The 25,492-nt window shown below is 54.3% G+C and carries 22 protein-coding genes and 3 riboswitches; of the genes, 10 read left to right on the top strand and 12 right to left on the bottom strand.

Annotated elements, in window-relative coordinates; all coding sequences use genetic code 11:
- Positions 1–101: 101 nt before the first annotated feature.
- Positions 102–371, bottom strand: a complete 270-nt coding sequence (locus AC1Z3F_RS15415; protein WP_483566188.1) for a hypothetical protein — start codon at positions 369–371, stop codon at positions 102–104.
- Positions 372–716: 345 nt separating this feature from the next.
- On the opposite strand from AC1Z3F_RS15415, the gene AC1Z3F_RS15410 reads away from it, so the two are divergent.
- The 3 genes from AC1Z3F_RS15410 (at position 717) to AC1Z3F_RS15400 (ending at position 4,332) form a co-directional block, all read left to right on the top strand.
- Complete coding sequence (locus tag AC1Z3F_RS15410; RefSeq protein ID WP_483566187.1) at positions 717–1,424, top strand: HNH endonuclease family protein; 708 nt, start codon at positions 717–719, stop codon at positions 1,422–1,424.
- 169 nt (positions 1,425–1,593) lie between these two features.
- Positions 1,594–1,803, top strand: coding sequence for a hypothetical protein (locus tag AC1Z3F_RS15405; RefSeq protein ID WP_131090560.1), 210 nt, complete (start codon positions 1,594–1,596; stop codon positions 1,801–1,803).
- A gap of 174 nt (positions 1,804–1,977) precedes the next feature.
- Positions 1,978–4,332 (top strand): bifunctional metallophosphatase/5'-nucleotidase, encoded by a 2,355-nt coding sequence (locus AC1Z3F_RS15400; RefSeq protein ID WP_131090561.1) that lies wholly within the window; start codon positions 1,978–1,980, stop codon positions 4,330–4,332.
- Positions 4,333–4,405: 73 nt separating this feature from the next.
- Here AC1Z3F_RS15400 and AC1Z3F_RS15395 read toward each other — a convergent pair whose 3' ends face one another.
- From AC1Z3F_RS15395 to AC1Z3F_RS15360, 8 genes are all read right to left on the bottom strand, one after another.
- Positions 4,406–4,729 carry a putative quinol monooxygenase gene (locus AC1Z3F_RS15395; protein WP_131090562.1) on the bottom strand — a complete coding sequence of 108 codons (324 nt, stop codon included), beginning with the start codon at positions 4,727–4,729 and terminating at the stop codon, positions 4,406–4,408.
- A 4-nt stretch (positions 4,730–4,733) separates the two neighbouring features.
- Positions 4,734–5,153 carry an MmcQ/YjbR family DNA-binding protein gene (locus AC1Z3F_RS15390; protein WP_131090563.1) on the bottom strand — a complete coding sequence of 140 codons (420 nt, stop codon included), beginning with the start codon at positions 5,151–5,153 and terminating at the stop codon, positions 4,734–4,736.
- An 11-nt stretch (positions 5,154–5,164) separates the two neighbouring features.
- Positions 5,165–5,581, bottom strand: a complete 417-nt coding sequence (locus AC1Z3F_RS15385) for a CoA-binding protein (RefSeq protein ID WP_131090564.1) — start codon at positions 5,579–5,581, stop codon at positions 5,165–5,167.
- A 108-nt stretch (positions 5,582–5,689) separates the two neighbouring features.
- Complete coding sequence (locus tag AC1Z3F_RS15380) at positions 5,690–7,108, bottom strand: NtaA/DmoA family FMN-dependent monooxygenase (protein ID WP_131090565.1); 1,419 nt, start codon at positions 7,106–7,108, stop codon at positions 5,690–5,692.
- Positions 7,109–7,110: 2 nt separating this feature from the next.
- On the bottom strand, positions 7,111–8,328 hold the full coding sequence (locus tag AC1Z3F_RS15375) for an acyl-CoA dehydrogenase family protein (RefSeq protein WP_131090566.1): 1,218 nt from the start codon (positions 8,326–8,328) through the stop codon (positions 7,111–7,113).
- A gap of 91 nt (positions 8,329–8,419) precedes the next feature.
- On the bottom strand, positions 8,420–9,295 hold the full coding sequence (locus AC1Z3F_RS15370; RefSeq protein ID WP_131090567.1) for a MetQ/NlpA family ABC transporter substrate-binding protein: 876 nt from the start codon (positions 9,293–9,295) through the stop codon (positions 8,420–8,422).
- A 40-nt stretch (positions 9,296–9,335) separates the two neighbouring features.
- Positions 9,336–10,052: a methionine ABC transporter permease gene (locus tag AC1Z3F_RS15365; RefSeq protein ID WP_131090568.1), complete on the bottom strand. Its 717-nt coding sequence runs from the start codon at positions 10,050–10,052 to the stop codon at positions 9,336–9,338.
- Positions 10,053–10,068: 16 nt separating this feature from the next.
- Positions 10,069–10,878, bottom strand: coding sequence for a methionine ABC transporter ATP-binding protein (locus tag AC1Z3F_RS15360; protein WP_242632612.1), 810 nt, complete (start codon positions 10,876–10,878; stop codon positions 10,069–10,071).
- A gap of 85 nt (positions 10,879–10,963) precedes the next feature.
- Positions 10,964–11,053: riboswitch (SAM riboswitch) on the bottom strand.
- Between the two features lie 283 nt (positions 11,054–11,336).
- On the opposite strand from AC1Z3F_RS15360, the gene AC1Z3F_RS15355 reads away from it, so the two are divergent.
- Positions 11,337–12,200 (top strand): SDR family oxidoreductase, encoded by an 864-nt coding sequence (locus AC1Z3F_RS15355; protein ID WP_131090570.1) that lies wholly within the window; start codon positions 11,337–11,339, stop codon positions 12,198–12,200.
- A 219-nt stretch (positions 12,201–12,419) separates the two neighbouring features.
- Entirely contained in the window at positions 12,420–14,243 is a 1,824-nt protein-coding gene (gene ggt / locus AC1Z3F_RS15350; RefSeq protein ID WP_483566186.1) for a gamma-glutamyltransferase, read from the top strand.
- Between the two features lie 84 nt (positions 14,244–14,327).
- On the opposite strand, the gene AC1Z3F_RS15345 is transcribed toward ggt, so the two are convergent.
- Positions 14,328–15,728: an LLM class flavin-dependent oxidoreductase gene (locus tag AC1Z3F_RS15345; RefSeq protein ID WP_131090572.1), complete on the bottom strand. Its 1,401-nt coding sequence runs from the start codon at positions 15,726–15,728 to the stop codon at positions 14,328–14,330.
- Between the two features lie 51 nt (positions 15,729–15,779).
- Complete coding sequence (locus AC1Z3F_RS15340) at positions 15,780–17,120, bottom strand: acyl-CoA dehydrogenase family protein (RefSeq protein ID WP_131090573.1); 1,341 nt, start codon at positions 17,118–17,120, stop codon at positions 15,780–15,782.
- Between the two features lie 15 nt (positions 17,121–17,135).
- A riboswitch (SAM riboswitch) is annotated at positions 17,136–17,227 on the bottom strand.
- Between the two features lie 267 nt (positions 17,228–17,494).
- Positions 17,495–17,597, top strand: a riboswitch (SAM riboswitch).
- A gap of 5 nt (positions 17,598–17,602) precedes the next feature.
- On the opposite strand from AC1Z3F_RS15340, the gene AC1Z3F_RS15335 reads away from it, so the two are divergent.
- The 4 genes from AC1Z3F_RS15335 (at position 17,603) to acs (ending at position 22,359) form a co-directional block, all read left to right on the top strand.
- Positions 17,603–18,412, top strand: coding sequence for an ABC transporter ATP-binding protein (locus AC1Z3F_RS15335; RefSeq protein WP_131090574.1), 810 nt, complete (start codon positions 17,603–17,605; stop codon positions 18,410–18,412).
- 81 nt (positions 18,413–18,493) lie between these two features.
- Positions 18,494–19,516, top strand: a complete 1,023-nt coding sequence (locus tag AC1Z3F_RS15330; protein ID WP_131090575.1) for an aliphatic sulfonate ABC transporter substrate-binding protein — start codon at positions 18,494–18,496, stop codon at positions 19,514–19,516.
- A gap of 6 nt (positions 19,517–19,522) precedes the next feature.
- Positions 19,523–20,335, top strand: a complete 813-nt coding sequence (locus tag AC1Z3F_RS15325; protein ID WP_131090576.1) for an ABC transporter permease — start codon at positions 19,523–19,525, stop codon at positions 20,333–20,335.
- 62 nt (positions 20,336–20,397) lie between these two features.
- The gene (gene acs / locus AC1Z3F_RS15320) at positions 20,398–22,359 is read left to right on the top strand and encodes an acetate--CoA ligase (protein WP_131090577.1); all 1,962 of its coding nucleotides are present in this window, start codon (positions 20,398–20,400) and stop codon (positions 22,357–22,359) included.
- Between the two features lie 106 nt (positions 22,360–22,465).
- Here acs and AC1Z3F_RS15315 read toward each other — a convergent pair whose 3' ends face one another.
- Positions 22,466–24,313 (bottom strand): BCCT family transporter, encoded by a 1,848-nt coding sequence (locus AC1Z3F_RS15315; protein ID WP_262198639.1) that lies wholly within the window; start codon positions 24,311–24,313, stop codon positions 22,466–22,468.
- A gap of 660 nt (positions 24,314–24,973) precedes the next feature.
- On the opposite strand from AC1Z3F_RS15315, the gene AC1Z3F_RS15310 reads away from it, so the two are divergent.
- On the top strand, positions 24,974–25,408 hold the full coding sequence (locus AC1Z3F_RS15310) for a Fur family transcriptional regulator (protein ID WP_207306535.1): 435 nt from the start codon (positions 24,974–24,976) through the stop codon (positions 25,406–25,408).
- Positions 25,409–25,492: the final 84 nt, after the last annotated feature.

Here is a 25,492-nt window from a genome sequence, read left to right as displayed (position 1 = left end):
CTAAGCTCATCGGCCGGGATTGCGCATTGCGCGGTATCTTCAGCGATCATTTCCTGACCCACCCGCACTTGAAGTTGAACCGCTCCGGTGCCTTGGCAGGCTCACCTGAGAAGATTTTTTGTCCCGAATTGAACTCGATAGATCAAAGTCTCCGGCAGCGCTTCACCCTCGTCGCTAAACCGAAATGTGTTTACCGATGACGCCACCGAGTGGTTACCGTTGACTGCCATGAATTCGCCACCCTGATCATTTTCGATATTCAGCAAACCATTGCCCACTAGAATCGTGTGGCCAAAATTGGCCATTGGCGGAAACCACGACGGGTCAAGACCGGACGATTGTTCTTGCGTGGTCTCTTCAACAACGGACACGGTCGGTTCTTGCGAAGGTTTCAGCTTCGAGACCGGAGTGGTGCACGAGGTGAGAGCACAAACAAGCACAACAGCCACTGGCACAATCCGCTTCATATATTCTCCGAGTCACCACACTGCAAAACTTTCTTTGACCCTATGCCACGACGCCCAGTTAAACAACGGATATTGGCGCACGTAGAGAGCAAGTAATTCGCAGTCAACGGATACTTCACCACAAATTTCCCATAGATCTCACACTGAAACACGTCGCGCAGCCGTCTAAATGGTCCGCTGCGATCCATATAGTTTTCTAGGGGGGCTCTCCCCTACTTTTCGTCGTCGCCCTAGGAGCCGTACCACCGCATGCGTTTGCTGCGCCGCACCATTGCTTTTGCCCTCATCGCTTCATCTATGGTCATGAGCGGTTGCTCAACCTTGGATTCCATCGATCTTTACACAACGCCGGATGCTCAGGCGGCCCCTTCACAAGATTCTGCCAAGCAACGTGCCGGCTACGCTGGCTCCCTGGATCTGTTGGCGAACATTGACATTAAGGGCCGTGCGCCAAAGACCGGGTACGAGCGAGAAAAATTCAGTAATGGTTGGAAAGATCCGGATCACAACGGATGTGATGCCCGCAATGACATTCTGACCCGCGATCTGGAAAACGTGAAGTACAAATCAGCGTCAAGGCCTTGCGTAGTGCTCAGCGGAATCTTTCACGATCCGTATACCAATACAACTATCAAGTTTGTTCGCGGTCAGAACACCAGCACTGCAGTTCAGATTGATCACGTTGTTCCCCTATCCGATGCCTGGCAAAAGGGTGCACAGCGCTGGAGTGAAGAAGCACGCTTCGAATTTGCCAACGATCCGCTAAACCTCATGGCTTCGGACGGACCGACCAACGGATCCAAGAGCGACAAGGACGCAGCTTCCTGGCTCCCGCCCAACAAAAGCTTCCGCTGCGAATACGTCTCACGCCAGACACAGGTCAAAGCCAAGTACGGCGCGTGGATGACAAAGGCAGAACACGACACCATTGAGCGCATTCTAAAATCCTGCGTGTAATTAATGGCTATCGACCCATTGTGCAGACACAGAACTTGGCTATGCGGAGAAATATCCTCCTTAAGACCTATAGTCAACCTGATGGATTTGTGGCATCATGGTGTTTATCAAGCTAGTGGTCATTATGTTTTGTGACTGCCAGTAAAATTCTCTGCTGCTAAGGCGAACAATGAAGACTAAGTTGTCAGCTGCCCTTCTGCTGCTAGCAAGCGTCTGCCTTTTTGCGTTTGCCTTGAATACTTCCCATCGCGATGCAGCCATGGGTTGCTGGGTGCTTTCAACAATATTCTTCATTGCTGCAGCGATGCTGCTGTTGGGAATTATCTTGGGTTCTTCTGCGGTCACGTCCCCGGAACCACGAAAAAAACGTCGCCGCTAGAGCCCCAAATTCATTTCGAAGCAATACGTCAGCCCACCGCTGGTGTATTGCTTTGACTATTTAATCGCCAGAAGTCGTAGTCCTTCACGGCAATTTAACACCGAGGCATCGACAGGTTCATATAGATGGGATAGATATGTAAGTAGTCACACTCGTCACTCTTTAGGAGCATCTATGTCTGCATTCAAGCAGATGAGAAAACTCAGTCTCGCATCATTGGCAACACTTTCGCTCGTAGCTACCGGCACCGCTCTTGCGCAGGCAGCTTCCACCGAGGAGCCAACCAAAAGCTCAGCCTCAACCGCAGCAGCAGATTCGGTGACCCTGGACCTTGTGGGAATCAACGACTTCCACGGCCGGATTGCAGCCGATAGGGATTCCGCCGGCGCGGCTGTTTTGTCCGGAGCAGTTACCCAGCTTCGAAGCGAAAACGTAAACACACTTTTCCTCTCCGCTGGTGACAATATTGGAGCTTCGACCTTCGCCTCCGCATCCCAGCAGGATGCTCCTACAATCGACGCATTGGGTGCAGCTGGCCTGGACGTATCGGTAGTTGGTAACCACGAGTTCGATAAGGGCTACGAGGACCTCAAAGGACGGGTAGTTGACAGGTTCGCCAAAGCAACGGGAAAGCCAGGTGCGGACTTCGCGCTAGGCGCCAACGTCTACAAGGCCGGCACCAAAACTCCAGCTCTGAAAGAGTACGCAATCCGTGAAGTGGGCGGGCTATCCGTTGGCTTCATCGGCACAGCAACAGAAGACATTCCGTCCTTGGTTTCACCTAGCGGCATCTCAAGCTTGAGCATCGGAAGCGAACTTGAGGCAGCCAACCGTGTTGCTACCCAGCTCAGCGACGGCGACGACGCCAACGGCGAAGCCGACGTGATTGTGTTGTTAACCCACAACGGTTCAGCCAATGCCGAATGCCCAAGCATCGCTGCCGAAGACACTGCGTACGGAGATCTGCTGCGCAAAGCCAGTGGCAAGATCGATGCGATCTTCTCCGGGCACACTCACAACTCCTATGACTGCTCTATTGCTGGCCCTTCCGGCGAGCGCCCAGTGATTCAATCGCACCAGTACGGTTCCACTCTGGGCAAGGTCAGCCTCGATGTTGATCCTGCTACCGGTGAGGTTTTGAAGTCCAGCAGCGAACGTCTTCCGCTGGCCACTGAAGATTCCGAGGGAAACTGGACGGCAAACTACGCGGCGGATCCAGCTGTGGCGAAGATTGTGAAGGACGCCGAAGACCAAGCTGAAGTTGTTGGCAGCAAGAAGGTCGGCGCAATTTCGGAAGATATCTTGCGTGGTGGGCAGACCCCAGGCTCAGACCGCGGCGTTGAATCTACCTTAGGCAACACCGTGGCAGATATTCACCTCTGGGCCACTTCCAATGAAGACTTCGCTGGCAAGCCAGCTCAGATTGCCTTTATGAACGCCGGCGGTCTTCGTGCTGATCTGCTGTATGGCAAGGACGGAACCGTCACCTATCAGGGCGCCGCAGAGGTCCAGCCTTTCGCTAATACCCTTGTGACTTTTAACCTCACGGGAGCTCAGATCCGTGAAGCCTTAGAACAGCAGTGGCAGCCTGAGGGCTCTGAACGTAACAAGCTGCAGCTGGGTATTTCTGAAGGTCTGGCTTACACCTACGTTGAGGATGCCCCAGCAGGCAAACACATCAAGAAGATCACCTTTAACGGCAAGCCGCTGGATGAGTCGGAGACCTTCCGCGTAGCCGCCAATGCTTTCTTGGCTGGCGGTGGCGATAACTTCTTGGCCTTCGCTGAGGGCACCAACCATTCTGATTCTGGTCAGGTTGACCTTGATGCCACCGTGAACTTCTTCAAGGCTCACGATGTAGTCTCGCCATCTCCACTAGGCCGTGCAGCATTGGCTGGCACCGACTGGGCCAAGGTTGCGCTTGCGCCAACTGAAGCAACCGCTGGTGAAAACGTTACGGTGACGGTCACCGGTTTGGAAGAAAACGCGCAAATCTCGGCTTCTGCTTTTGATGGCGCCGTTGAGGTTGCTGGCATCCCGGCTGCGGATGCATCCGGAACCACCAAGTTCCAGCTTCCAGTCGAAAGCTCTGTAGCCCCTGGCGACTACCAGCTGATTGTTTCGCAGGTACAGCATGAAGACATTACAACTGACTTCTCGGTCGTTGCAGCGCCAGTACAGCCGACCCCGTCGGCTTCGCCGTCAGCTACGCCTTCGCCGTCCGAAGATGTAACTGAAACACCGGAACCTTCCGAATCTGATTCTTCAGATGATCCATCCTCACCATCTGAGGATGACTCTGATTCTCCGGAGCCGACTAATAGCTCAGCGCCAACCAGCGACTCATCTTCCCCGTCAGAGGACGATTCGAAGGATAACTCCTCGGATGATTCTCAGCAGCAGGACACCGAGGATTTGGCCGATACCGGTTTCACCGCTGGCTGGATTGGCATCGTTGCAGGAGTCATTGTCTTGGCAGGCATCATCTTGCTACTGATCCGCCGCTTCGGCAACAAGGCCGGACGCTAGAAACAGCCGGACATGAACGAAGGGACGTAGCCACGAATTATCTCGTGGTTACGTCCCTTCACTGTTTGGGAAATTAGTCGATGACCAATTCGCCCATGGAATCCCAATCGTCGCCTTCAACCTTGCGCGAGATGATCTTTGGAGTAGAAACTAGCAGCGGACGCATGGACTCGATGCCAGCTGCGAAGTGTGCGGAATTTACGTGGGCAGAAGCTGCCTCGTCATCACGGAAGGCTTCAACAAGAACGAACTCGTTGGGATCCTCCACGCTCACGGACCAATCGAACCAGAGGTTACCTTCTTCGGCGCGGGTGGCCTTGGTGAACTCTGCAACGTGATCCATGAAGTTCTCGGTGTTTTCTGGCTTTACCTGATATTTAACAACGATGAAGTACATGCCTCTAGTATAGGGCTCCGTGGCTAATGGTGTCTTGCAAACGAATGTATTCTTTATCCCTCACCGACATGCCCTCGACCACAAGATCATAGCTATCTTCAATGAGTTCTCGCATCAGTTCAAGGTCTAAACCAGATCTGACGGTATTCCAATGCTTTTTGTTCATATGGTAGCCAGGCGTGATTTCCGGGTGCTCGCTGCGTTGCTGATCTGACAACGCTGGCTCGCATTTGAGGTTCAACGCTGGCTCACCTTGCAGGCTTATCACCATCGCGAACATTTTTGCCTTGCTCGTGTCCCGCCCCGAAACTTTAAAGACGGTGTATTCGGGACCGAAAGGATAATCAGCGAAGGAACAAGGCAGGCTCAAACACAGCTTCGCCCATGCTTGTTCGAGTACTTCTTGGCTTTTATCGTTTGTCATTCTCGCCTCGACTACTGAAACGGGTACTCAATTTTGGGGCAGGTATTCATGACAACATCGAGCCCAGCACGCTTGGCACGTTGGGCAGCGTCTTGATCAATGACACCTAGCTGCATCCAAATAGCTTTGGCCCCGATCTCAATTGCCTGGTCGACGATATCGCCAACTTTTGACGAGTTTACAAAGCAGTCAACAACATCAACAGGTCCTGGAATGTCGGCAAGCTTTGAATACCCTTGCTCCCCCATCACATCCTGAGCATCTAGTGAAACCGGGATGATTTGCATAGACAGTTCATCACGCAGGAATCGTGCAATGGACGGAGCTACTCGGGTGGGATTGTTGGTGAGTCCAACTACTGCCCACCTGCCCGGGGTACTCAAGATCCGACGAATCACCGCGGGATCATTTACGTGACTATTGTGCATACGCGCCACATTACTCGCTCCACCTGCGACACTGCATAGTTTGATAATCCTCAGTTGGTCAGCAGCGATCCTTGACCTGAGACTGCTGACCTCACTGACGTGATCCTTCTACTTCTGCAGTTGGACGTCTGCCTCGGTATCTGCTGCGCTCAGCGAGGAAAATGCTCCCCGATACTGCGCCGCAGGATGGTTCTGTGGCAGGTAGTCTCCTCGTCCAAAGATTTTTTGTCGCAGGCTACCCTGCTCATATTCGCTTTGTGCCAGACCTCGTCGGCGCAACTCAGGGATAAGTCCTTCAATGAAGTTGTCGTAGGAGCCAGGCAGCACATGGTTCATGATATTCAAGCCGTCAATTCCTGCATCCTGCCAGCGTTCAAGCTCATCAGCGATACTTTCTGGGGTACCCACGATTTGCTGCGCCTTGGCCCGGTAATGGGCCAAGTCCTTCAGCGTAGGATTGCCGCCCGGGACAGAAGCTTTGATCGCTTCAAGTACGCCTTGGGCACCCTGGGTCTGAATGTCTCCCAATGGGGTGTCCAGATCCAACCCGCCTAGATCTACTCCCAGACCGCCACCAATGTGCGCGACAATCGCATCTAGATCCAAGTACTCGTCGTATTCGGCTTCCAAGGCTTTGGCTTCAGCCTCGGTGGATCCAACAACAAAGGACAACCCTGCGAAGACTTTGATGTCTTCTCGCTGGCGTCCTGCAGCAACGAGATTTTCAGTTAGCTGAGCGTTTTTCTTTGCAACATATTCTGCGTGCGGTGCGAAGAGGAAGGTTGCTTCTGCGTGCGTTGCTGCGAACTGCGAACCGCGCGCTGATGATCCAGCTTGGAAGAGGAACGGCGTGCGTTGTGCGCTGGGCAAAGCAAGATGTGGGCCATCAATTTGGTAGTAGTCCCCACGGTGATTGATCTTGTTGACCTTGGACGGATCAGCATAGATTCCGTTGACCTTGTCGGCCAGCAACGCGTCCTCTTCCCAAGACCCCTCCCACAGCTTGTAGGCAGCTTCCACATACTCTTCAGCCCACCCGTAGCGGTCATCGTGAGCTACGAGGTCCTTGCCACCAAAGTTGCGGTGTGCATTTTCTAGAACGCTGGTCACGATATTCCACGCAACGCGGCCCTGCGAGAGGTGGTCAAGGGTTGAAATCTGTCGGGCAAATTGGAAAGGGTGACTCTGAATGACAGAACTGGTCATGGCCAAACCAATATCCTTGGTGCTTGTTGCCAAGGCAGAGAGCAGTACCAGCGGATCATGGCTAGGAACCTGTAGGCCCTTGCGTACGTGGGATGCCCAACCACCCTCATGATCTCCATAAAGGCCCACAACATCGGCAAAGAACAACGCATCAAATTTGGCGTCTTCCAGCTTCTTTGCCAAATCCACCCACAAATTCAGTTCATTAAAACGGTGCTGCTGCGCTTCTGGGTGACGCCACATGCCACCAAGAATGTGGCTTGAGGTATTCATTAGGAATGCTGAGAGCAGCAAACGTGGACGTGATTCAAAAGTTCCCATGATTACTTCCCTGCTTTTGCTTCGCCGATAGAGTTCAGGCCATTTGGCACAGTGCCGTTGATGAAATAGTCGCCCACAGAGCGAGCCTTGAAGGCTACCGGGTTGTGGGTCGCAACTGTGCGTGCATTGCGCCAGAAACGATCTAACGATTTAGAGGTCGATACCGCTGACGCGCCGGTGACATCAAAGAGTTCGCTGGTGGCATCCAAAATCAGCTTTGGTGTGGTTACGTGAGCTTGTTGAACTGCCAACTCTGCACGCAGGTACGCAGCATCAGAATCCAAAGCCAGCTGCGGATCTAGGGCCGCGTCTAATTCGCGGGCTGCTGTGGTGACTATGCATTCAGCAGCAAAAACATTCGCCGCCAAGCGTCCAACCAACTCTTGAATCTGCGGATCATCCTTGAACAAAGAACCCGAACCGGTGTTAAAGGTGCGGGTACGCGTAGCTACGATCTGTGCTGCCTCATTGCGGGCGGCCTTACCGATGCCTACAAGTACCGACAGTAGACACAGTTGGAAGAACGCAGGTTCCAGAGTAGATGCGATTTTACGCTGAATAATGTTCTCGGCCTGAACCGGAACATCAGTGAATATGGCAGTACCGGTACCGGTCAATGGCTGGCCAAACCCATCCCAATCATCCAGGATTTCCACCCCGTCAGCGTTCCGGTCAACGATGGCGTACTGACGCCCTTCAACACCTTGCGTACTGGTCATGACCACAACCCAATCAGCAAAAATCGATCCGGTGGTGTAGTACTTTTCACCGCGCAAGACCCAGCCATCAGCGTTCTTCACGAGCTTGGTATTCGTGGTGCCTAATGCGTTGCCGCCACGTTCAGTTGCAGCGTTGCCAAAGATCTGACCATCCAGCACCCGTGGGAACCAACGGTCCTGAAACTTCTCGGGTTGCAATGCGATGGTCTCTACAAAGGCGAAATGGCTGCGCAACAAATGAGCCACATTGGAATCTGCCGTGGCAAGTTCAATCAGCAAACGGAAGAGGTGCTCGTGACTGACTGGTGTGCCACCGTGACTTTCAGGTACGCGCAACGTGGTAAATCCTGCGTCCTTGAGCCACTGCACCTGCTCAAATGGCAGAACACGGTTTTGTTCGCGTTCTCGGCTTCCCTCAGCTATTCGTGCGAAAACTTCACTGAAACGCTTGAGCAGTTCCTGGTAGTGGCTCTCTGTTGTTGCCGCGGCGATTGTCGTCATTGCTTCTCCCTGCAGGACATCGGTATCTAAGTTCAGTATCAAAAAGTAGTGGCCCCACGACGCGGATCAACTATCGTCGTGGGGCCAAGGCCTACTTATTCCAGGTGGCGAAATCTGCTTCCAGGTCGCGGGCCCATGGGGTGCCTAGAGCGCCGTCAAGGTAATCTGCGTACCACTGCTTGACCTCATCTGAGTGATAAGCCTCTTCAAGGACTTTGCCCTTCTCGGTATCCATGAATCCAGGTTTGGCACCAATGATGTTGATGTATGGAAGTGCTTCTTCTTCCTTTTCAAAGAGCAACGCGTCGTCTGGGTTCAGACCAATCTCGGCGCCGAGGCGAGCAAAGAGGAATCCGGCGTCAACGTCCGGCAGAGTCTTGGACAATGACTGCTGATCAACTTCAACAAACTTGAAGTTCTTTGGGTTCTCCAAAATGTCATTCTGCGACAGGCGAATCACGCTCTTGTTTGGCGTGACCTTCAATACCCCTGCCTTATCAAGCAGGGCCAATGCGCGACCATTATTAGCGGTATCTACAGGCAATGCGATGGTGGCACCGTTAGGCAGTTCCTTGATGGAATCGTACTTTTTCGAGTACACGCCGGCTGGTGAACTGTACATGTAGAAGGCTGGATCCACATCCACGTTCTGGTCCTTCTTGAACTGCTCAAGGTAGGCACCGTGCTGGAAGAAGTTCGCATCATACTCACCGTTAGATACCACGTGGTTTGGCTGCACGATATCGGTGACATACGTGGCATCCAGCTTCCAACCCTTCTCAGCCAGTAGCTTCTGAGCGATCTTGGTGGGCTCCTGCGACGGAGCCGATTCGGTGACAATGATCTTGATGGTCTTGTCCCCAGTTCCGGAAGCTTCTCCGCCTCCGACCAGACCACATGAGGTTAGTCCTAAGAGTGCTGCCGAGCCAGCGGCGAAGGTCAAGAAAGTACGACGAGATACTGCCATGATGTTTTCCTTAGATAAAGTGCGAGTTGAGAAGAAGTGTTTAGCGTTTGTCTGCTGCACGCGAGAGCCGAGTACCAACAAACTGAACTGCGTGCACCAGCAAGATCATCAGAATGATCGCTAGGAGCATGACGCCGGTTTCGTAACGGTAGTAGCCGTAGCGGATAGCAAAATCGCCAATACCTCCGCCACCTACCAGACCGGCCATCGCTGAGTACGAGATGAAACTGACCGTCATGATGGTGATAGATGAGAGCAGTGCAGGTCTTGCCTCGACAAGTAATACTTCGCGAATGATCTGTCCGCGGGTAGCACCCATGGCCTGCGCAGCTTCAACAACTCCATTGCCAAGCTGGCTGATGTTCTGTTCCACAAAACGTGCAAAATAAGGAATCGCGTTAATCGTCAGCGGAACAATGACGGCAGCAGTTCCAATGGTCGTTCCCACCACAAACCGGGTGAACGGGATGATGGCAATCAGCAAAATAAGGAATGGGAAGGAACGGATGGTGTTCACTATTCCGTCAACAATCTGGTGCAACCGCGGACGGGGACGCAGACCATTAGGCGACATGGAGAACAGCCAGATCCCCAGTGGCGTTCCGAGCAAAATTGCAATTGGAATGGCGACCAGAAGCATGGCGAAAGTTTGTGCCATGGCCACCCAAATTTCCGGGGCCAGTTCAACAATTCGGTCAAAGTTAAAAGCTGCTGCACTGCCGTTGCTCGTGCCCAGCACTAGTGAAGATAAGTTCATTGGTAATCCAGGTTCTTTATACGCGCGCTACGTGGGCAGCTGATGAGGATGAAACGGGTTTTGGGCTGCGGTTCAACGTAATTTCATCGCTGATCAGATAGCGTCCGATAGGCGTCGTGGGTTCAAAGCCAGGCTCTTGCAACTCATTCAGGGCGAACTCTTCAACTACTGAACCGTCTTCCATCACCGAGACGCGGTCTGCGATGGCCTTAATAACGTTCATTTCGTGCGTGACAATAACTGTGGTGATTCCGAGGCTGGCGTTGATGTCGCTGAGGTACTGCAGCACCGAGGTCGTGGTTCGCGGATCCACTGCACTGGTCGGTTCATCGCACAAGAGGACTTTTGGCTCGGTCACCAACGCTCGTGCAATGGAGATGCGTTGCTTCTGACCGCCTGAAAGCTGTCCTGGGTATGCGCTGGCCTTGTCAGCCAAATCAACAATGGCCAAAGCTTCCAAGGCGCGTTCGCGACGCTCGTTTTTTGCTACACCAGCAAACTTCAGATTCAGTTCCACGTTCTGCAACGCGGTGCGATTGTTCAGCAGATTGAAGTGCTGAAAAATCATTCCGATTTCATGTCGTTGCTTACGCAAATCGCCATCGCTGAGTCCGGTAAGTTCCACGTCATCGACAAAAACCTGACCGGAGGTTGGGCGCTGAAGTAAGTTGATGTTGCGCAACAGCGTTGACTTGCCAGCACCGGAGAAGCCGATGATCCCGTGAATGCTTCCGGCTTCAATGTTCAGGGTCACGTCTTTAACTGCCGTGAATTGATCCTGGCCATTGCCAAATGTTGTTGTTACGTTCTCAAGACGAATCATCATCGCTCCTTTACTGCTTGGTTATACGGAGCGTTCTTCACGAGGAAATCCTGTCTTTAAACAGACTTTCCCGTCGCGAAGTGAAAGTACTCCATCGGTCCTGGCTGTAGCACCGCTCCCTTACGGGTGGTTGCTGCGACGTCGTTGAGCCAGATCTCTCAGTCGCTCTGGATGGTGTGTGTTCGGTTGTACGGTCCGAACGATTTAAGTCTGTCTTCCATGGCCATGACCGAACAATAATTACGTAAACGGAAGTCATGAAGTCACCAAAACTTACTCACAACGTCAAAAAATTGCTTTGGTCTGCGTAGCAATTCTTCACTTTCCTCAAAGGTTTCGAATCAAGACGACGACCCTTGACGTATTGATTCCCCTTTTGGTTTCATGCGCACGACTGACCGTCGGGAATTGAACCGCGAGGGACGTGGTTGTATTAGTTTGCAGACCAACGAGAGGACAACATGAAGATTGCAATTGCAGGAGCCACCGGACAGCTGGGCCAACTGGTTATCAACGCACTATTAGAGCGCGGTGCAGATCCTGCACAACTGGTTGCCCTTGGACGTTCTGAAGAAAAACTCGCTCCTCTGGCGGGCAAGGGTCTGGAGACCCGCGCCGCTGACTACAACGTCGAGGCAAGCCTGGTGTCAGCTCTCGAAGGCGTAGACAAGTTGCTTCTGATTTCAGGTAGCGAAGTTGGCCAGCGCATCACCCAGCATGAGAACGTCATCAACGCTGCCCAGCGCGTGAACGTATCGCTGATTGCTTATACCTCTATTGCCAATGCCCTGACCGGCAACATGAAACTGGCGCAAGAGCATGTGGCTACCGAACAGTTACTGGCGGGCTCCGGCATTGAATACGTCTTGCTACGCAACGGTTGGTACACCGAAAACTACACCGATCAGCTCCTGGGCTACCTCAACAGCGGCGTAGTTCTCGGCGCCGCAGGTAACGGCAGGATCAGCGCCGCCCCACGTGCCGACTACGCAGAAGCAGCCGCAGCGGTATTGCTCTCCGAAGAAAATGAGTCCGGCAAGATCTACGAACTTGGTGGCGACAAGGCCTTCACCCTGAGTCAGCTGGCCGGTGCCGTGGGCGCCGCCGCCGGCCAAGAGGTCAATTACCAGGAAGTTGAACCAGAGAAGCTCGTTGCGATCTACACCGAATCCGGCGTGCCAGCACAGTTTGCAGACATCCTGGTTGATACCGACGTGCAGGTTCGTGACGGTGCCCTGGAAGTGAACTCGGCAGATCTTTCCCAGCTCATTGGCCGTCCAACCGCATCGTTGGGTAAGACCATCAAGGAAGCTCTGGCTCAGTAAACTAACCAGCTGCACCAACGCTGAAGTGGGCAGTGATCCTCGACTGACTAGTCGGGGATCACTGCCCACAGTTCTAACGTCATAACTATAAATATTGTGATCACTTGCGCGGAATTACAACGCTTCTAAAAAGATGGCTCGTGTCACACCCCTAGCGCTTCGAGCACTTCCCGTAAATTGACGCATACTTCATCCCCACCTCTTTCAGGAGATCAGAGTATGCAACGATCAAGTTTGCGCGCTTTGGCTGGCGCAACGATTCTTTCTTTGGGACTAGGAGCTTTCACAGTCCTCCCGGCGAGCGCTGACCCAAGGCACACAGAAAAGACCCCGACTGCTACCGGTACCGGAGGCGCAGTAGCTTCCGTGGATCCAGAAGCTTCGGCAGCAGGACTCGAAGTATTGCGTAAGGGTGGCAACGCTGTTGATGCCGCGGTGGCTACCGCTGCAGCCCTAGGTGTCACCGAACCCTACAGCGCTGGCATTGGCGGCGGCGGCTACTTCATGTACTACGACGCGTCCACGGGCAAGGTCAGCACCATCGATGGGCGTGAAACCGCGCCGGCAGCAATACCGCATGATGCCTTCATCGATCCGGCTACCTCAAAGCCCTATAACTTCACCCCCGAACTGGTCACCAGCGGTGTAGCAGTAGGCGTTCCTGGCACCGTGGCCACCTGGCAACGGGCGCTAGATAACTGGGGTTCACAAAGCCTCAAGCAGGTTCTCAAACCGGCAACTCAGGTCGCCTCGCGAGGCTTTGTGGTGGACAAGACCTTCCATGAACAAACTCAAGATAACAAGGAACGCTTTGTTGCTTTCAGCTCAACCAGCGATCTCTTCTTGCCTGAGGGTGATGCCCCAAAGGTAGGCACCATTTTCAAGAATCCAGAGCTGGCCGACACGTACCGGCTGTTGGCAGCCAAGGGTCCAAAAGCTTTCTACCAAGGTGATCTTGCTTCAGAGATTTCCCAGACCGTGCAGGCTCCACCCAAGGTGGAAGATACCAAACTGCCAGTACCCGCTGGCTACGTGAGCACCGAAGATCTTGCCAACTTCAAGGTCGCGGAGCAGGAGCCCACCACGGTGAAATACCGTGGACTAGATGTTTATGGCATGGCCCCATCCTCTAGCGGTGGAACCACCATTGGTGAATCACTGAATATTCTGAGCAATTTTAACCTTGCATCAATGGAACCAGCCGACGCGTTGCACCACTACTTTGAGGCCACCGCGTTGGCTTACGCTGACCGTGGTAAGTATGTGGGAGATCCTGCCTTTGTCGATGTTCCCACCCAAACCTTGACCAGTAAGCTCTTTGGTGCCGACCGTGCGTGCGAAATCGATCCAGCTAAGGCCGCCACTAAGCCGGTGGCTCCGGGTGATGTCGCAAACTTTGATGGTCAGTGCCCAGCAAGTACTGCTGAGCCAGCTAAGGAGCAAGACACCGAGAACATCTCCACCACCCACCTGTCGGTGGTTGACCGTTGGGGTAATGCGGTCGCGTACACGCTGACCATTGAACAGACCGGTGGTTCGGGCATGGTAGTTCCAGGCCGTGGGTTCTTGCTGAACAATGAGCTCACCGACTTCTCCACCGTTTATGATCCGCAAGATCCAAACCGTCTTGAACCAGGTAAGCGTCCGCGCTCTTCGATGGCGCCAACGATTGTTTTGCAAGACGGCAAGCCAGTTATGGCCATCGGTTCCCCTGGTGGTTCCACCATCATCACCACGGTGTTGCAGACCCTGCTCAACCGCTACGATCTGGGCATGAGCATCAGTGAGGCGATTGCTGCACCTCGTGCTTCGCAACGCAATACTGCCGCGGTCACCGCGGAACCTGAGTTCATCTCCAAATACGGTTCAGCGATGGAAGCCTTCGGTCATAAGCTCACTCCTGCCGGAGATTCCTTCACCCCGCAGGCAGAAATTGGTGCGGTGGAAGCCGTAGAAATCAATGCTGACGGAACGCTGACGGCGGCAGCCGAACCAGTGCGCCGTGGCGGAGGTTCTGCCCTGGTGCTTGACCCAACCAAGTAAGTTTCTAACGCAAAAGCGTGGAGGCGTTGTTCACTTGAGTGAACAACGCCTCCACGCTTTGTAGCTAGCTAGGCCTTAGGAACTTTAGCTCTTGGCAGCCAAGCGATTGCTGATCTTGTACTTTGCAGCGCGGTGAGTTTCCTTCACGCGGTCCCCGGTACCGAAGAGCTTGTTGCGCAGCGAACCGTCGGCGTACTCACTCTTGTAGGCACCACGAGCCTGTAGCTCAGGAACTACGTACTCAACAACATCTTCGAAGGTTGCCGGGGTCACGGCGTAGGCGAGGTTAAAACCATCAACGTCGGTGTAGTCCACCCAATCAATGAGTTTGTCTGCAACCTCTGGGCCCGAGCCAACGGTGATTGGACCGAAGCCGCCAACACCAACCCATTCAGCAAGCTGACGGATGGTCCATGGGTTGCCGTCATCGCCGCTGGCCTTCTGGAAGGTCTCCACCGAGGACTGGATGGCGTTGGACTTCACGTTGGAACCCAGTGGCTCATCGGGATCCAACTCGGAGAGGTCAACACCCATCCAACCGGAGATCAGTACCTGTGCACCTTCGACGTCCGCGTAGGACTTGTAGTCTTCGTACTTGGCCTGAGCCTTTTCAGAGGTCTCATCGGTGATGATGGTCTGCATGGCGAAAATCTTCACATCGTAACGGTCGCGGCCAGCAGCCTCAACAGCGTCACGAATCTTGGTGACCGTAGCCTTGAGGATTTCGCGGGTAGGGCTGGTAACAAATACTGCTTCAGCGTTCTGTGAGGCGAACTTGATGCCACGTGAAGAAGCGCCGGCCTGGTAGATCACCGGGGTGCGCTGGGTGGACGGCTCAGTGATAGCAATACCGGGCACCTTAAAGTACTTGCCCTCGTGCTCAATATTGTGCACCTTTTCCGGGTCCGTGTAGATCCCGGTTTCCTTGTTGTTCTGAACCGCGTCATCTTCCCACGAGCCTTCAAGCAACTTGTAGACCACTTCGAGGTATTCGTCGGCGTGGTCATAACGCTCGTCGTGTTCCATCTGGTCTTCTTGGCCCATATTGCGGGCGGCCGAAGGCAAGTAACCGGTGACCACGTTCCAACCCACACGACCATCGGTGAGGTGATCCAAGGTAGCCAGACGACGGGCAAAAGCATATGGGTGCTCATAGGCGGTTCCGGCGGTGACGCCGAAGCCCAAGTTTTCAGTTACTGCAGCCATGGCCGAGACCAGCATCATCGGGTCATTAACCGGTGCCTGTGCGCCCGAGCGCAGTGGGGATTCGTTGGTGCCGTTAAAGACATCGTAGGTACCTAGTACGTCGGCAATAAACAGGCCGTCGAACTTACCCTTTTCTAGCACCTTCGCTAGGTGGGTCCAGTAGCCGATGGTGTTGTACGTTGAGGCTTTGTCATCTGGGTGACGCCACAGACCTGGCGACTGGTGCACCACGCAGTTCATGTCGAATGCGTTGAAGAGAATTTCGCGCTTCGTGCTCATAGGTGTTCTCCTTGCCGTGAATCTGTATTGGTGAAATTAGAAATTAGGCGCTTAGGCGCCGTAGTTTTGGTTGTTGCTGTCTTCGCCGGTGACCAAGAGACGTTGAGGCTGAACCGCATTGATTTCGTAGTCCCCCACGATGCGCGCCTTGTACATGGCCGGGTTGTGGGTGGCGATGGTTCGTGCGTTACGCCAGTGCCGATCTAGGTTGCACACAATGCTGGTTGATGAGGCCCCTAAACCGTCAAAGAGTTTGCTGGTTGCTCCGAGCACCAACGGTTGCACGATGGTCTGGGCGCGGTTAGCCGATAGTTCACAGACCGCGTAGCGTTCCTCGTCGTTCAGTCCTGGGTCTACCAGTGCTGCTTCAACTTCTAGTACTGCGCCAATCACTACCGAGTCGACGGCGAAGGACTCTGCTGAGACTTCGCCGACCAGCTGAAGTACCTGTGGTTCGCGGTAGGCCGGAACGCCGGTGCCGGTGGTGAAGATGCGGGTACGGTTCTGGACCGACTGGCGCAGATCGTTCAGCGCGGCGCGGGCAATACCTGCTTGCACTGCGGTGAGGACCAGCTGGTAGATCGCAGCTTCGGAGTCGTTAGTTGCCTGTGGGATAAAACAGTCCACGGGCACCTGATGGAACTCGGTGGTGCCGGTACCGGTCAGCCCCTGACCAAACCCATCCCAATCGTCAAGGATTTTTACGCCACTGCGTTGGGTGGAAACGACGGCAATCTGCCGGCCAGCCTTTTCTGGATGGGCCACTGCCACTGCGGTCCAGTCGGCAAAGATGGTGCCGGTGCAGTAATACTTTTCACCGTCAACTAGCCAGCGGCCCTCAGACTCGGTGACCTTGGTGTTCAGCGTACCTAGTGCGTTGCCGCCACGTTCGGTGTACGCATTGCCGACAATCTGACCGGCAGCAATACGGGTAACCCACTTGTTGCGCAGCTCTTGATCTTCAAGAATCAGAATGCTCTCCACAAAGGCGATGTGTGCTCGCCAGAGCTGGCCAACATGGGAATCAGCCTCGGAAAGTTCAATCAGCAGGCGGAACACGTCAACCAGACGTGCGCCGTAGCCGCCCTCAGAAACTGGAATGCGCAGCGCACCAAAGCGGTCGCGGTTCAGCAGGCCCACCTGTTCAAAGGGAAGCACGCGGTTGCGATCGCGGTCCCTTGCGGTAGACGCGATCTGCGCGAATACCGGACGGAAAATTTCAGCCAAACGGTCATACTGTTCATCCGCGCCCGGACCGGGTGTGACTTTGAGTAGTTGCCGGGTAGGCAGTTGCTCTTCGAAGTCATCTAGTCCCATGGCGCTAGCCTGCGAAGGATCGCTGAGCTGGTTGAAGTCCAAACCGGAAGAGTTCGGCGACTCGCCAAATGACATTGAAGTCCTCAATTCTTTCCATCGGTCCTGGCGGTAGCACCGTCCCGCGATTCGGGTGGTTGCTGCGGCGTCGTCGAGCCAGATCTCTCAGCCGCTCTGGATGGGTTGTCATTCATTTGTAGCCGTAACAAAGCAATCATTCCAAGCCACGAAGTCACATTTCATTGTTCAGACCAGGTGGCTTGACAGTTGCGTTGCACAGTCAATGACGCGTCATATCGAAGATGACTTGGCAAGAATCCCCAACTATCGATTAAACAGCCTTCTAATGAAATAAATAACGAAATAACCCGCGCATGTGACGTAGTTATCGAAGATTTTTCATGTTACGCAAGATTTGCTTTCAAATCGTTCGAAAGCCTGTAATGGACACGTAACCATCCCGAGCGGCCGAGAGATCTGGCTCAGTGACGCCGCAGCAACCACCTATGGATGACACACTCCATAGGCCGGTGCTACCGCCAGGACCGATGGAGATGATCATGGCTCTTAGCCTTGCACTGCCTCAAGCGCACACCTCGACCGCTTTAGACGTGGAATTCAGCAATGTTTCGCGCACCTTCACCACCAAAAGTGAAAGCCGCGCGGTCCTCAGCGATATCAACTTGCAGATCCCCGCGGGCCAAGTTGTTGCGATCCTTGGTGCTAGCGGCTGCGGCAAGTCCACACTGCTTCGCGCGGTCTCCGGGTTGGACCAACCATCCACCGGATCCATCCGTACCGGAAAACGCAACGTAGATGGCATCAACGAACTATGTGCGGTCGCATTTCAGGAACCACGACTACTACCGTGGCGATCGGTCCGAGAAAATATCGCTTTGGGCCTCGCGCCAGGTACCAGCAAGGCCGACGGTGCTGAACTGATTGATGAATTAATCGAGCTGACCGGGCTCAGCCACGCGACAGATCTTCGCCCGCGCGAAATTTCAGGTGGTATGGCTCAGCGCGTCTCGCTGGCTCGTGCCTTGGCACGGCGCCCTGGAGTGCTGCTACTTGATGAACCCTTCGGCGCACTGGACGCTTTGACGCGGCTGAAAATGCAAGATCTATTGCTCTCCATCCATGCTTCCTTCCCCACCACAATTCTTATGGTCACCCACGACGTGGACGAGGCGTTGACCTTGGCTGACCGAGTCATCGTCCTGGGACGTGAGGGTCAAGATACCGCGGCCACCGTCATTAAAGAACTCTCAATGAGCGCTTCTCATCCTCGCAAACACAACGAAGATCAGTTCATCGCTCACCGCGCAGGATTGCTTCGACTTCTTGGTGTGGACCCGACTAACCATTGACGTTTAACACCGATTCCCCCTGATCTACTCCATCAGCGACATAGCTGTCGCTTACCCGCACGCACAATTTAGAGGATTATTATGCTTTCGCACCGCTTCACTCGACGTACCGCACTTGCCACCGCAGCACTGTTGATCGGGGCTACTGCCCTGACCGGTTGCGCCGGAGAAAACGCTACGGCCTCAGGATCAGATAAGACCCTGTCCATTGACTTCGCCACCTACAACCCGCTGAGCCTGGTCATCAAAGAAAAAGGTTGGCTCGACGACGCCGCTAAGGATCAAGGCGTCAAGGTGGAATGGGTTCAGTCCGCTGGCTCTAACAAGGCCAATGAAGCATTACGTGCTGACGCAGTGAATGTTGGCTCCACCGCAGGATCCGCCGCTTTGTTAGCCCGGTCCAACGGTTCACCGATCAAGACTATCGACCTGTATTCGCAGCCAGAATGGGCCGCTCTGGTGGTTGCTAAGGACTCCAAGATCAAATCGGTGAAAGACCTCAAGGGCAAAACTGTGGCCGCCACCAAAGGCACCGATCCTTACTTCTTCCTGCTTCAAGCACTAGAGCAGGCAGGTCTGAGCGAAAAGGACATCACCGTACAGAATCTGCAACACGCGGACGGTCGTACCGCGTTGGTCAACGGTTCGGTTGACGCTTGGAGCGGACTAGATCCCATCATGGCCGCAGCCGAACAAGACGGTGCGAAGCTGCTGTATCGCAACCTAGATTTCAACACCTACGGTGCACTTAATGCTCGCGAAGACTTCATCAAGCAGAGCCCCGAACTAGCCCAGCTGGTCGTTGACTCCTACGAGAAAGCACGCGAATGGTCGGGCAAGCATCCAGAAGAGACCGCCAAGATCTTGGCTGATGTTGCCGGTCTAGATCCTAAGGTTGCCACCACTGTCATCGAAGAACGTTCCAACTTGGACGTATCGGCCGTTCCCGGAACCGAGTACACCAAAGTCTTGAAGACTATCGCGCCCACCTTGGTCGCCAGCGGCGATGTCTCCAAGCAGGAATCCGTAGACGAGGCCCTAGCAACTTTGGTTGATGACCAATTTGCTACCAAAGCTGACCCAACCAAAATTTCCGGAGAGTAGTCAGCAATGAGCACCACCGTCTCCACGAGAAATCCGAAGAAGGCTAAATCCGGAGTCTCTGCCACCATCTTGCGCGCTCCACACTGGTTGTTATCCCTGATCTTGCCGGTTATTGTTCTGGTGATCTGGCAGGTCGTGACGTCCACTGGAATCGTCGCTCCTTGGACTTTGCCCACCCCCACTTCTGTAGTCACTTCAGCAGTTGAGCTATTGCGTGACGGAGATCTTGGCAAACACATTGGCATTTCCACGCAACGTGTATTGCTTGGATTCTTCTTTGGTTCCTTGCTCGGTCTACTGCTTGGCGCACTGGTCGGCCTGTCCAAATTGGCTGATGCTCTGTTGGGTTTGAGCATTAGTGCGTTGCGTGCGGTGCCATCCTTAGCATGGGTCCCGCTGCTGGTGCTGTGGATGAAAATGGGTGAAGACTCCAAAGTCACCCTAGTGATCATTGGTGCATTCTTCCCCGTCTTCACCACCGTGGCCTTGGCTCTTCGTCATGTGGATGCCCAGCTGGTAGAAGCCGCCCGATCTTTCGGGCTGAACGGAATCAAGTTGCTGCGTACGGTGCAGCTTCCTGCGGTGGTGCCTTCGATTTTCTCCGGGCTGCGCCTAGCCCTAGCGCAGTCTTGGCTCTTCCTTGTTGCCGCTGAATTACTCGGCGCTTCGATGGGTCTGGGCTTCCTGCTGACTGATTCGCAGAACAACGGCCGACTGGACCGACTGATCATGACCATCATCTTGTTGGCCATCTTCGGAAAAATTACCGACGCCCTGCTCTCGATAGCAGAACGCTGGGCCATTAAACGTTGGACCTAAGAGTTCCCGCTGTCCCAATTCAACTTCGCCAACCAAAAAACACATCAAGGAAATTTTCTGTCATGACCATCGAATCGGCATCCACCTCAACGCTGGCCTCAGAGGAAGCACGCCAAGCATTCTGGGACGAAGCGGCAAACCTCCTCGATTGGGATACCAACTGGCACACCACTAGCCAAATCGTCCCAGCCGACGCAGCTGCCAAGCGTGGTCCAGAAATCTCGTGGTACTTAGGTGGCCAACTCAACGCTGCGGTCAACTGCGCTGACCGCCACGTCGCTGCTGGCCGCGGAGACAAAGTCGCGCTGTACTTTGAAGGCGAACCCGGTGACCGACAGACCGTCACCTACAAAAACCTGCAAGAGCGCATCAGCCAAGCAGCCAATGCATTGGAAGCTCTGGGTGTAGTCAAGGGCGACCGTGTCGTTATCTACCTGCCGGTGTTGATTGAAACTATCGTCATCACCCTGGCCTGCGCGCGCATCGGAGCCATTCATTCATTGGTCTTCGGTGGCTTCTCGGCCGAAGCGCTGAAGTTCCGAGTAGAAGACACCAAGGCCAAAGTACTGGTCACCACCGATGGCCAGTACCGACGTGGCACCACAGTTGCGGTTAAGGCCAATGCCGATCAGGCGGTCTCCGGTGAGAACAATATCGAGAAGGTCTTGGTCATTCGCCGCACCGGCGATGAGATCCCTTGGACCGAAGGCCGTGACGTGTGGTGGCACGAGGCCGTAGAGACCCAGTCCACCGAACATCAGGCACAGTTCTTTGATTCAGAAACGCCGCTGTTCATCATGTACACCTCCGGCACCACTGGCCAACCCAAGGGTTTGGTTCATACCACCGGCGGTTACCTGACCCAGGCAACCGCGAGCTACAACTTGCTCTTCGCCAACCCTGATGCGTCCCAGCGAGACAACGACGTGCACTGGTGCACTGCTGACTTGGCGTGGGTTACCGCGCACACCTACGAGATCTACGGTCCGCTGTCTAACGGCGTCACCCAGGTGATCTACGAGGGTGTGCCCAATGCGCCGCACCCGGGACGACACTTTGAAGTGATTGAACGTTACAAGGTCACCAGTTACTACACCGCACCAACCTTGGTTCGCTCGCTGATGGGGTGGTTCCCAGAAGGTATTCCAGCCAAATACGATCTGTCCACCATCAACATTGGCGGCACCGTGGGCGAGGCTGTTAACCCCGAAGCGTGGAAGTGGTTCCGCGAACAGCTCGGCCGCGACACCACTGCGGGTCTGCCCATGGTTGATACCTGGTGGCAGTCCGAATCCGGAGCTACCATCCTCTCCCCGTTGCCCACCGATGACTACTTCAAGCCAGGGTGCGCCGCTCGCGCCCTGCCCGGAGTCAGCGTAGATATCGTGGATGCTCAGGGGAACAGCGTTGCGCCGAATACCCAAGGCAATATTGTCATCACCCAAACCGGCCCATCAATGGCACGTACGGTCTGGGGCAACCCGGAACGTTATTACACCAGCTATTGGGAGCAGTACGTTCAGCAAGGATGGTTCTTGGCTGGGGACGGTGCTCGCTTTGATGACGATGGAGATATTTTCATTCTTGGCCGCACTGATGACGTGATCAACATTTCTGGTCACCGACTATCCACCATTGAAATTGAATCAGCGTTGGTTACCAACCCAGGCGTGGTGGAAGCTGGCGTTTGCCCGACCCCGGATGCAAAGACCGGTCATGCCGCTACCGCTTTTGTGGTGCCACTGGATAAGTCCCTGATTGCAGAACACCCTGATGAGCAGCTCGCTGCCCGACAGGCAGAATTTATTAGTCAGCTGCGCTCCACGGTAACCACGCAAATTGGGCCGATTGCTAAGCCACGCGATGTGGTGCTGGTTCCAGACGTTCCCAAGACTCGTTCTGGAAAAATCATGCGCCGCTTGCTCACCCAGCTCTTTGAAGGCACCGCTTTGGGTGATACCACCAGCCTGCAAAATGAACCGTGCATCCCTGAAATCAATGCGATCTGCCGGGCACGCAACTAGTTTGGCAGGTAGTCCTGCTTCAGAACACAAAGTGCGTTAACGTAAACAAGCCTCGTCTGGCAATTGCCAGACGAGGCTTGTTTACTGTTTAGCTACGAGCTTCTAGCTACGAGTCCTTGGACTGATCCAATGGTTTCTCATCAGCTTCAGTAACAAATACCTGTGTTGCTTCCCCAGTTGATTCACCAGGCTGTTGTGCCGGCTGAACGATAGGGATTTCGGTGGTCATCAAGCTGAACTGGCTACCTTCATGCCGGTCCACGCCCTGGGTCACCGATTGCTCCAGCACGGTACGTGCCACCTTGCCGCGCAAGATCAGCGGATCTCGGCTCAGGTCCTTCCACAGTGCAACGCACAGTAGCAGCATCACGATCACAAACGGCAGTGCCGAAACGATGGTGATGTTCTTCAGACCATTCAGTGCCTCGGCCGGATGATCACCACCGGCTAGCAACATCACTGCTGCCACAGCACCGGTAGCCACACCCCAGAAGATCACTGCCTTCTTGCTTGGTTCCTCTGCACCACGTTCGCTCAGTGCACCCATCACGATGGATGCCGAGTCAGCGCCGGTGACAAAGAAGATGGCAATCAGCAAGACCGTGACGATCATGAGGATCGTTGCGACCCAACCGGAGACCGGAAGCTTATCGAGCAGGTCGAAGAGGACCAGGTCGAAGTTGATGTCCGGAGCTCCGTCCGCCATCTTGGTCAGCATGTCGCCGGTGTTACCTGCACGCTCTGCACGTTCCTGCAAACCAATGGCGCCGCCGCCGAAGATCGAGAACCAGATCAGCGTTACGGCTGATGGAACCAGAAGAACGCCGGTGACAAACTGACGGATGGTGCGACCGCGCGAGATGCGCGCGATGAACAAGCCTACGAATGGGCTCCATGAGATCCACCAAGCCCAGTAGAAGACGGTCCAGGAGGACAGCCAGCTAGACATGGTGCTGTCACCCGAGGCAGCCGTGCGTGATGCCATCTGCGGCAGGTCACCAATGAAGGCACCTACTGCGTTAGGAATAACGTTCAGGATGAATAGGGTTGGTCCACCGATGAATACGATCAGTGCCAAGATCACTGCCAGAACCATGTTGATGTTCGACAGCCACTGAATGCCACGCTCAATGCCGGAAACGGCCGAGGCAACAAACAGTGCGGTAAGGATAGCGATGATGACTACCAGTACACCGGAGCCAACCTTCTCCATGATTCCAGCGGACTGGATACCGCCGCCGATCTGCAGTGCGCCCAGGCCCAGGGAACAGGCCGAACCGAACAGGGTGGCGATAATAGCCAAGATGTTAATGGTTCGTCCGCCCCAGCCGTGGATGATGCGCTCACCGAAGATCGAGGTGAACATCGCTGAGAATAGCTGTGGGCGTCCCAAACGGAAACTACCGTAGGCCATACCCAAACCAACGATGGCGTACATTGCCCATGGGAACAGCGTCCAGTGGAACAGCGTGGTACCCATGGCGGTGCTTAATGCTGCGTCCGTGGAACCTTCAACAGTTCCTGGTGGAGGCGACATGTAGAAGAACAGTGGTTCTCCTACGCCGTAAAAGACCAGGCCGATACCCATACCGGTAGCAAACATCATGGAGATCCATGAAACAGTGCTGAAGTGTGGTTTTTCGTCGTCCTTGCCTAGTGGGATGCGCCCGAAGTTTTTCGCAGCGACCACAATGACAAAGAGTGCAAAGACCGAGGCTGCAATAACAAACAGCCAACCGGTGTTGGTGATGACCCAGTCAAGAGCTACATCTGAGGCTTTGCCTAGGCCCTCAGGGGTCACAAAACCCCACACAATAAATGCCAGCGCTAAGGCGCCGGCGATACCAAATACCCAATAGTCGGTTCCTGAAACCGAATATTTCTTTGGTCGTCGTTGTCGAGCCGAATGCAGCTCGCCGACGAGGTCTTCAAAAGATTGATCCGTCTGCTCCATTGCGTTCTTCCTTCACTGGTGAGGCTCTGCGGATGAAATCCGGCCGGAGCCCGACAAACAACCGTTCCCGCGGGAAGTGGTTGCCGTGCAGTGTGCTTGATTGCGAATTGCTTATCGGTGTAGATTTACTGATTCCAAATCTAGCGTCAGCGGGCGTTGATTGGTACAGCGACCCTGTGGGAATGACCGGGCAATTTCTCCGGTGACCCGACGCTATTTCTTCTCGGATTCTCACAATAAATCGTAAATAGTCCTTTTTAAGCATGGTCGAACGACACCCATTGGTCAAACCAGAGTGCTGATTTTTCGCGGTTCTTGACCCAAGATGGCCCGTTTTTCGCGCAGTATGCCTAAGGGATTGCAAACCTGTGAGCTCCCTCTCGTGAGCGCAATTCCCCGTGAGAGCCACACCTATTTCTGACTTCCAGGACCCGAATTCTAGCCCTGAGATTCTGGAGCAATTTGCAATTGTGTGGAGCAAGAATTGCCTCATCTGCACACGCTGGGCCCTGATTCAGATCCAGCAGAACATATTCTCCATTCGGAATATTCACTAACCAGCCAGTGAAGTGGCGATTAACCAGCAGGTCTTTGTGACGTAACCTGAAATACATTGCGACTTATCTTGACTCGTTCAAAATAAGCAGGCATGCTGAAGATATGACATCACAGGACGGGATTGAGCAAGTGCTCAAAGCGGCATCCATGCGAGTGACGCAACCGCGCGTTGCTGTCCTCGCAGCAGTTGCAGCAAACCCTCATGGTGACACCGAAACAATTATTTCGGCGGTCCACCGCGAGCACCCCGCAGTGTCACACCAAGCGGTCTACGATTCACTCAAACTCTTCACTAGCTTGGGTGTTATCCGTCAGATTCAGCCACAAGGCCATATTGCGCGCTACGAAACCCGCGTTGGCGATAACCACCATCATGTGGTTTGTCGCCGGTGCGGAAAACTCGCAGACGTCGACTGCGCCGTCGGCGGAGCGCCATGTCTACACGCCTCGGATGATCACGGCTTTAAAATTGACGAAGCCGAAGTCATCTACTGGGGCACCTGCCCCGAATGCCAGGCTGAGCTGATCAACGAGTAACCGCAAGGCCCTTACGCTTTGTCATCGAGCGTTACTTCTCGCGCGATGAGCATCGATCCCTAAACCCAAGAAATCCGGAAGGAA

Source organism: Glutamicibacter sp. MOO4, assembly GCF_056934395.1.
This window is presented reverse-complemented; position numbering and strand designations above follow the sequence as displayed.

Bases quoted from the DNA above. Each gene is read 5' to 3' on its own strand.
- AC1Z3F_RS15410 (WP_483566187.1), top strand. From the start codon at position 717: ATGCGTTTGCTGCGCCGCACCATTGCTTTTGCCCTCATCGCTTCATCT.
- AC1Z3F_RS15405 (WP_131090560.1), top strand. From the start codon at position 1,594: ATGAAGACTAAGTTGTCAGCTGCCCTTCTGCTGCTAGCAAGCGTCTGC.
- AC1Z3F_RS15400 (WP_131090561.1), top strand. From the start codon at position 1,978: ATGTCTGCATTCAAGCAGATGAGAAAACTCAGTCTCGCATCATTGGCA.
- AC1Z3F_RS15395 (WP_131090562.1), bottom strand. From the start codon at position 4,729: ATGTACTTCATCGTTGTTAAATATCAGGTAAAGCCAGAAAACACCGAG.
- AC1Z3F_RS15390 (WP_131090563.1), bottom strand. From the start codon at position 5,153: ATGACAAACGATAAAAGCCAAGAAGTACTCGAACAAGCATGGGCGAAG.
- AC1Z3F_RS15385 (WP_131090564.1), bottom strand. From the start codon at position 5,581: ATGCACAATAGTCACGTAAATGATCCCGCGGTGATTCGTCGGATCTTG.
- AC1Z3F_RS15380 (WP_131090565.1), bottom strand. From the start codon at position 7,108: ATGGGAACTTTTGAATCACGTCCACGTTTGCTGCTCTCAGCATTCCTA.
- AC1Z3F_RS15375 (WP_131090566.1), bottom strand. From the start codon at position 8,328: ATGACGACAATCGCCGCGGCAACAACAGAGAGCCACTACCAGGAACTG.
- AC1Z3F_RS15370 (WP_131090567.1), bottom strand. From the start codon at position 9,295: ATGGCAGTATCTCGTCGTACTTTCTTGACCTTCGCCGCTGGCTCGGCA.
- AC1Z3F_RS15365 (WP_131090568.1), bottom strand. From the start codon at position 10,052: ATGAACTTATCTTCACTAGTGCTGGGCACGAGCAACGGCAGTGCAGCA.
- AC1Z3F_RS15360 (WP_242632612.1), bottom strand. From the start codon at position 10,878: ATGATGATTCGTCTTGAGAACGTAACAACAACATTTGGCAATGGCCAG.
- AC1Z3F_RS15355 (WP_131090570.1), top strand. From the start codon at position 11,337: ATGAAGATTGCAATTGCAGGAGCCACCGGACAGCTGGGCCAACTGGTT.
- ggt (WP_483566186.1), top strand. From the start codon at position 12,420: ATGCAACGATCAAGTTTGCGCGCTTTGGCTGGCGCAACGATTCTTTCT.
- AC1Z3F_RS15345 (WP_131090572.1), bottom strand. From the start codon at position 15,728: ATGAGCACGAAGCGCGAAATTCTCTTCAACGCATTCGACATGAACTGC.
- AC1Z3F_RS15340 (WP_131090573.1), bottom strand. From the start codon at position 17,120: ATGTCATTTGGCGAGTCGCCGAACTCTTCCGGTTTGGACTTCAACCAG.
- AC1Z3F_RS15335 (WP_131090574.1), top strand. From the start codon at position 17,603: ATGGCTCTTAGCCTTGCACTGCCTCAAGCGCACACCTCGACCGCTTTA.
- AC1Z3F_RS15330 (WP_131090575.1), top strand. From the start codon at position 18,494: ATGCTTTCGCACCGCTTCACTCGACGTACCGCACTTGCCACCGCAGCA.
- AC1Z3F_RS15325 (WP_131090576.1), top strand. From the start codon at position 19,523: ATGAGCACCACCGTCTCCACGAGAAATCCGAAGAAGGCTAAATCCGGA.
- acs (WP_131090577.1), top strand. From the start codon at position 20,398: ATGACCATCGAATCGGCATCCACCTCAACGCTGGCCTCAGAGGAAGCA.
- AC1Z3F_RS15315 (WP_262198639.1), bottom strand. From the start codon at position 24,313: ATGGAGCAGACGGATCAATCTTTTGAAGACCTCGTCGGCGAGCTGCAT.
- AC1Z3F_RS15310 (WP_207306535.1), top strand. From the start codon at position 24,974: ATGACATCACAGGACGGGATTGAGCAAGTGCTCAAAGCGGCATCCATG.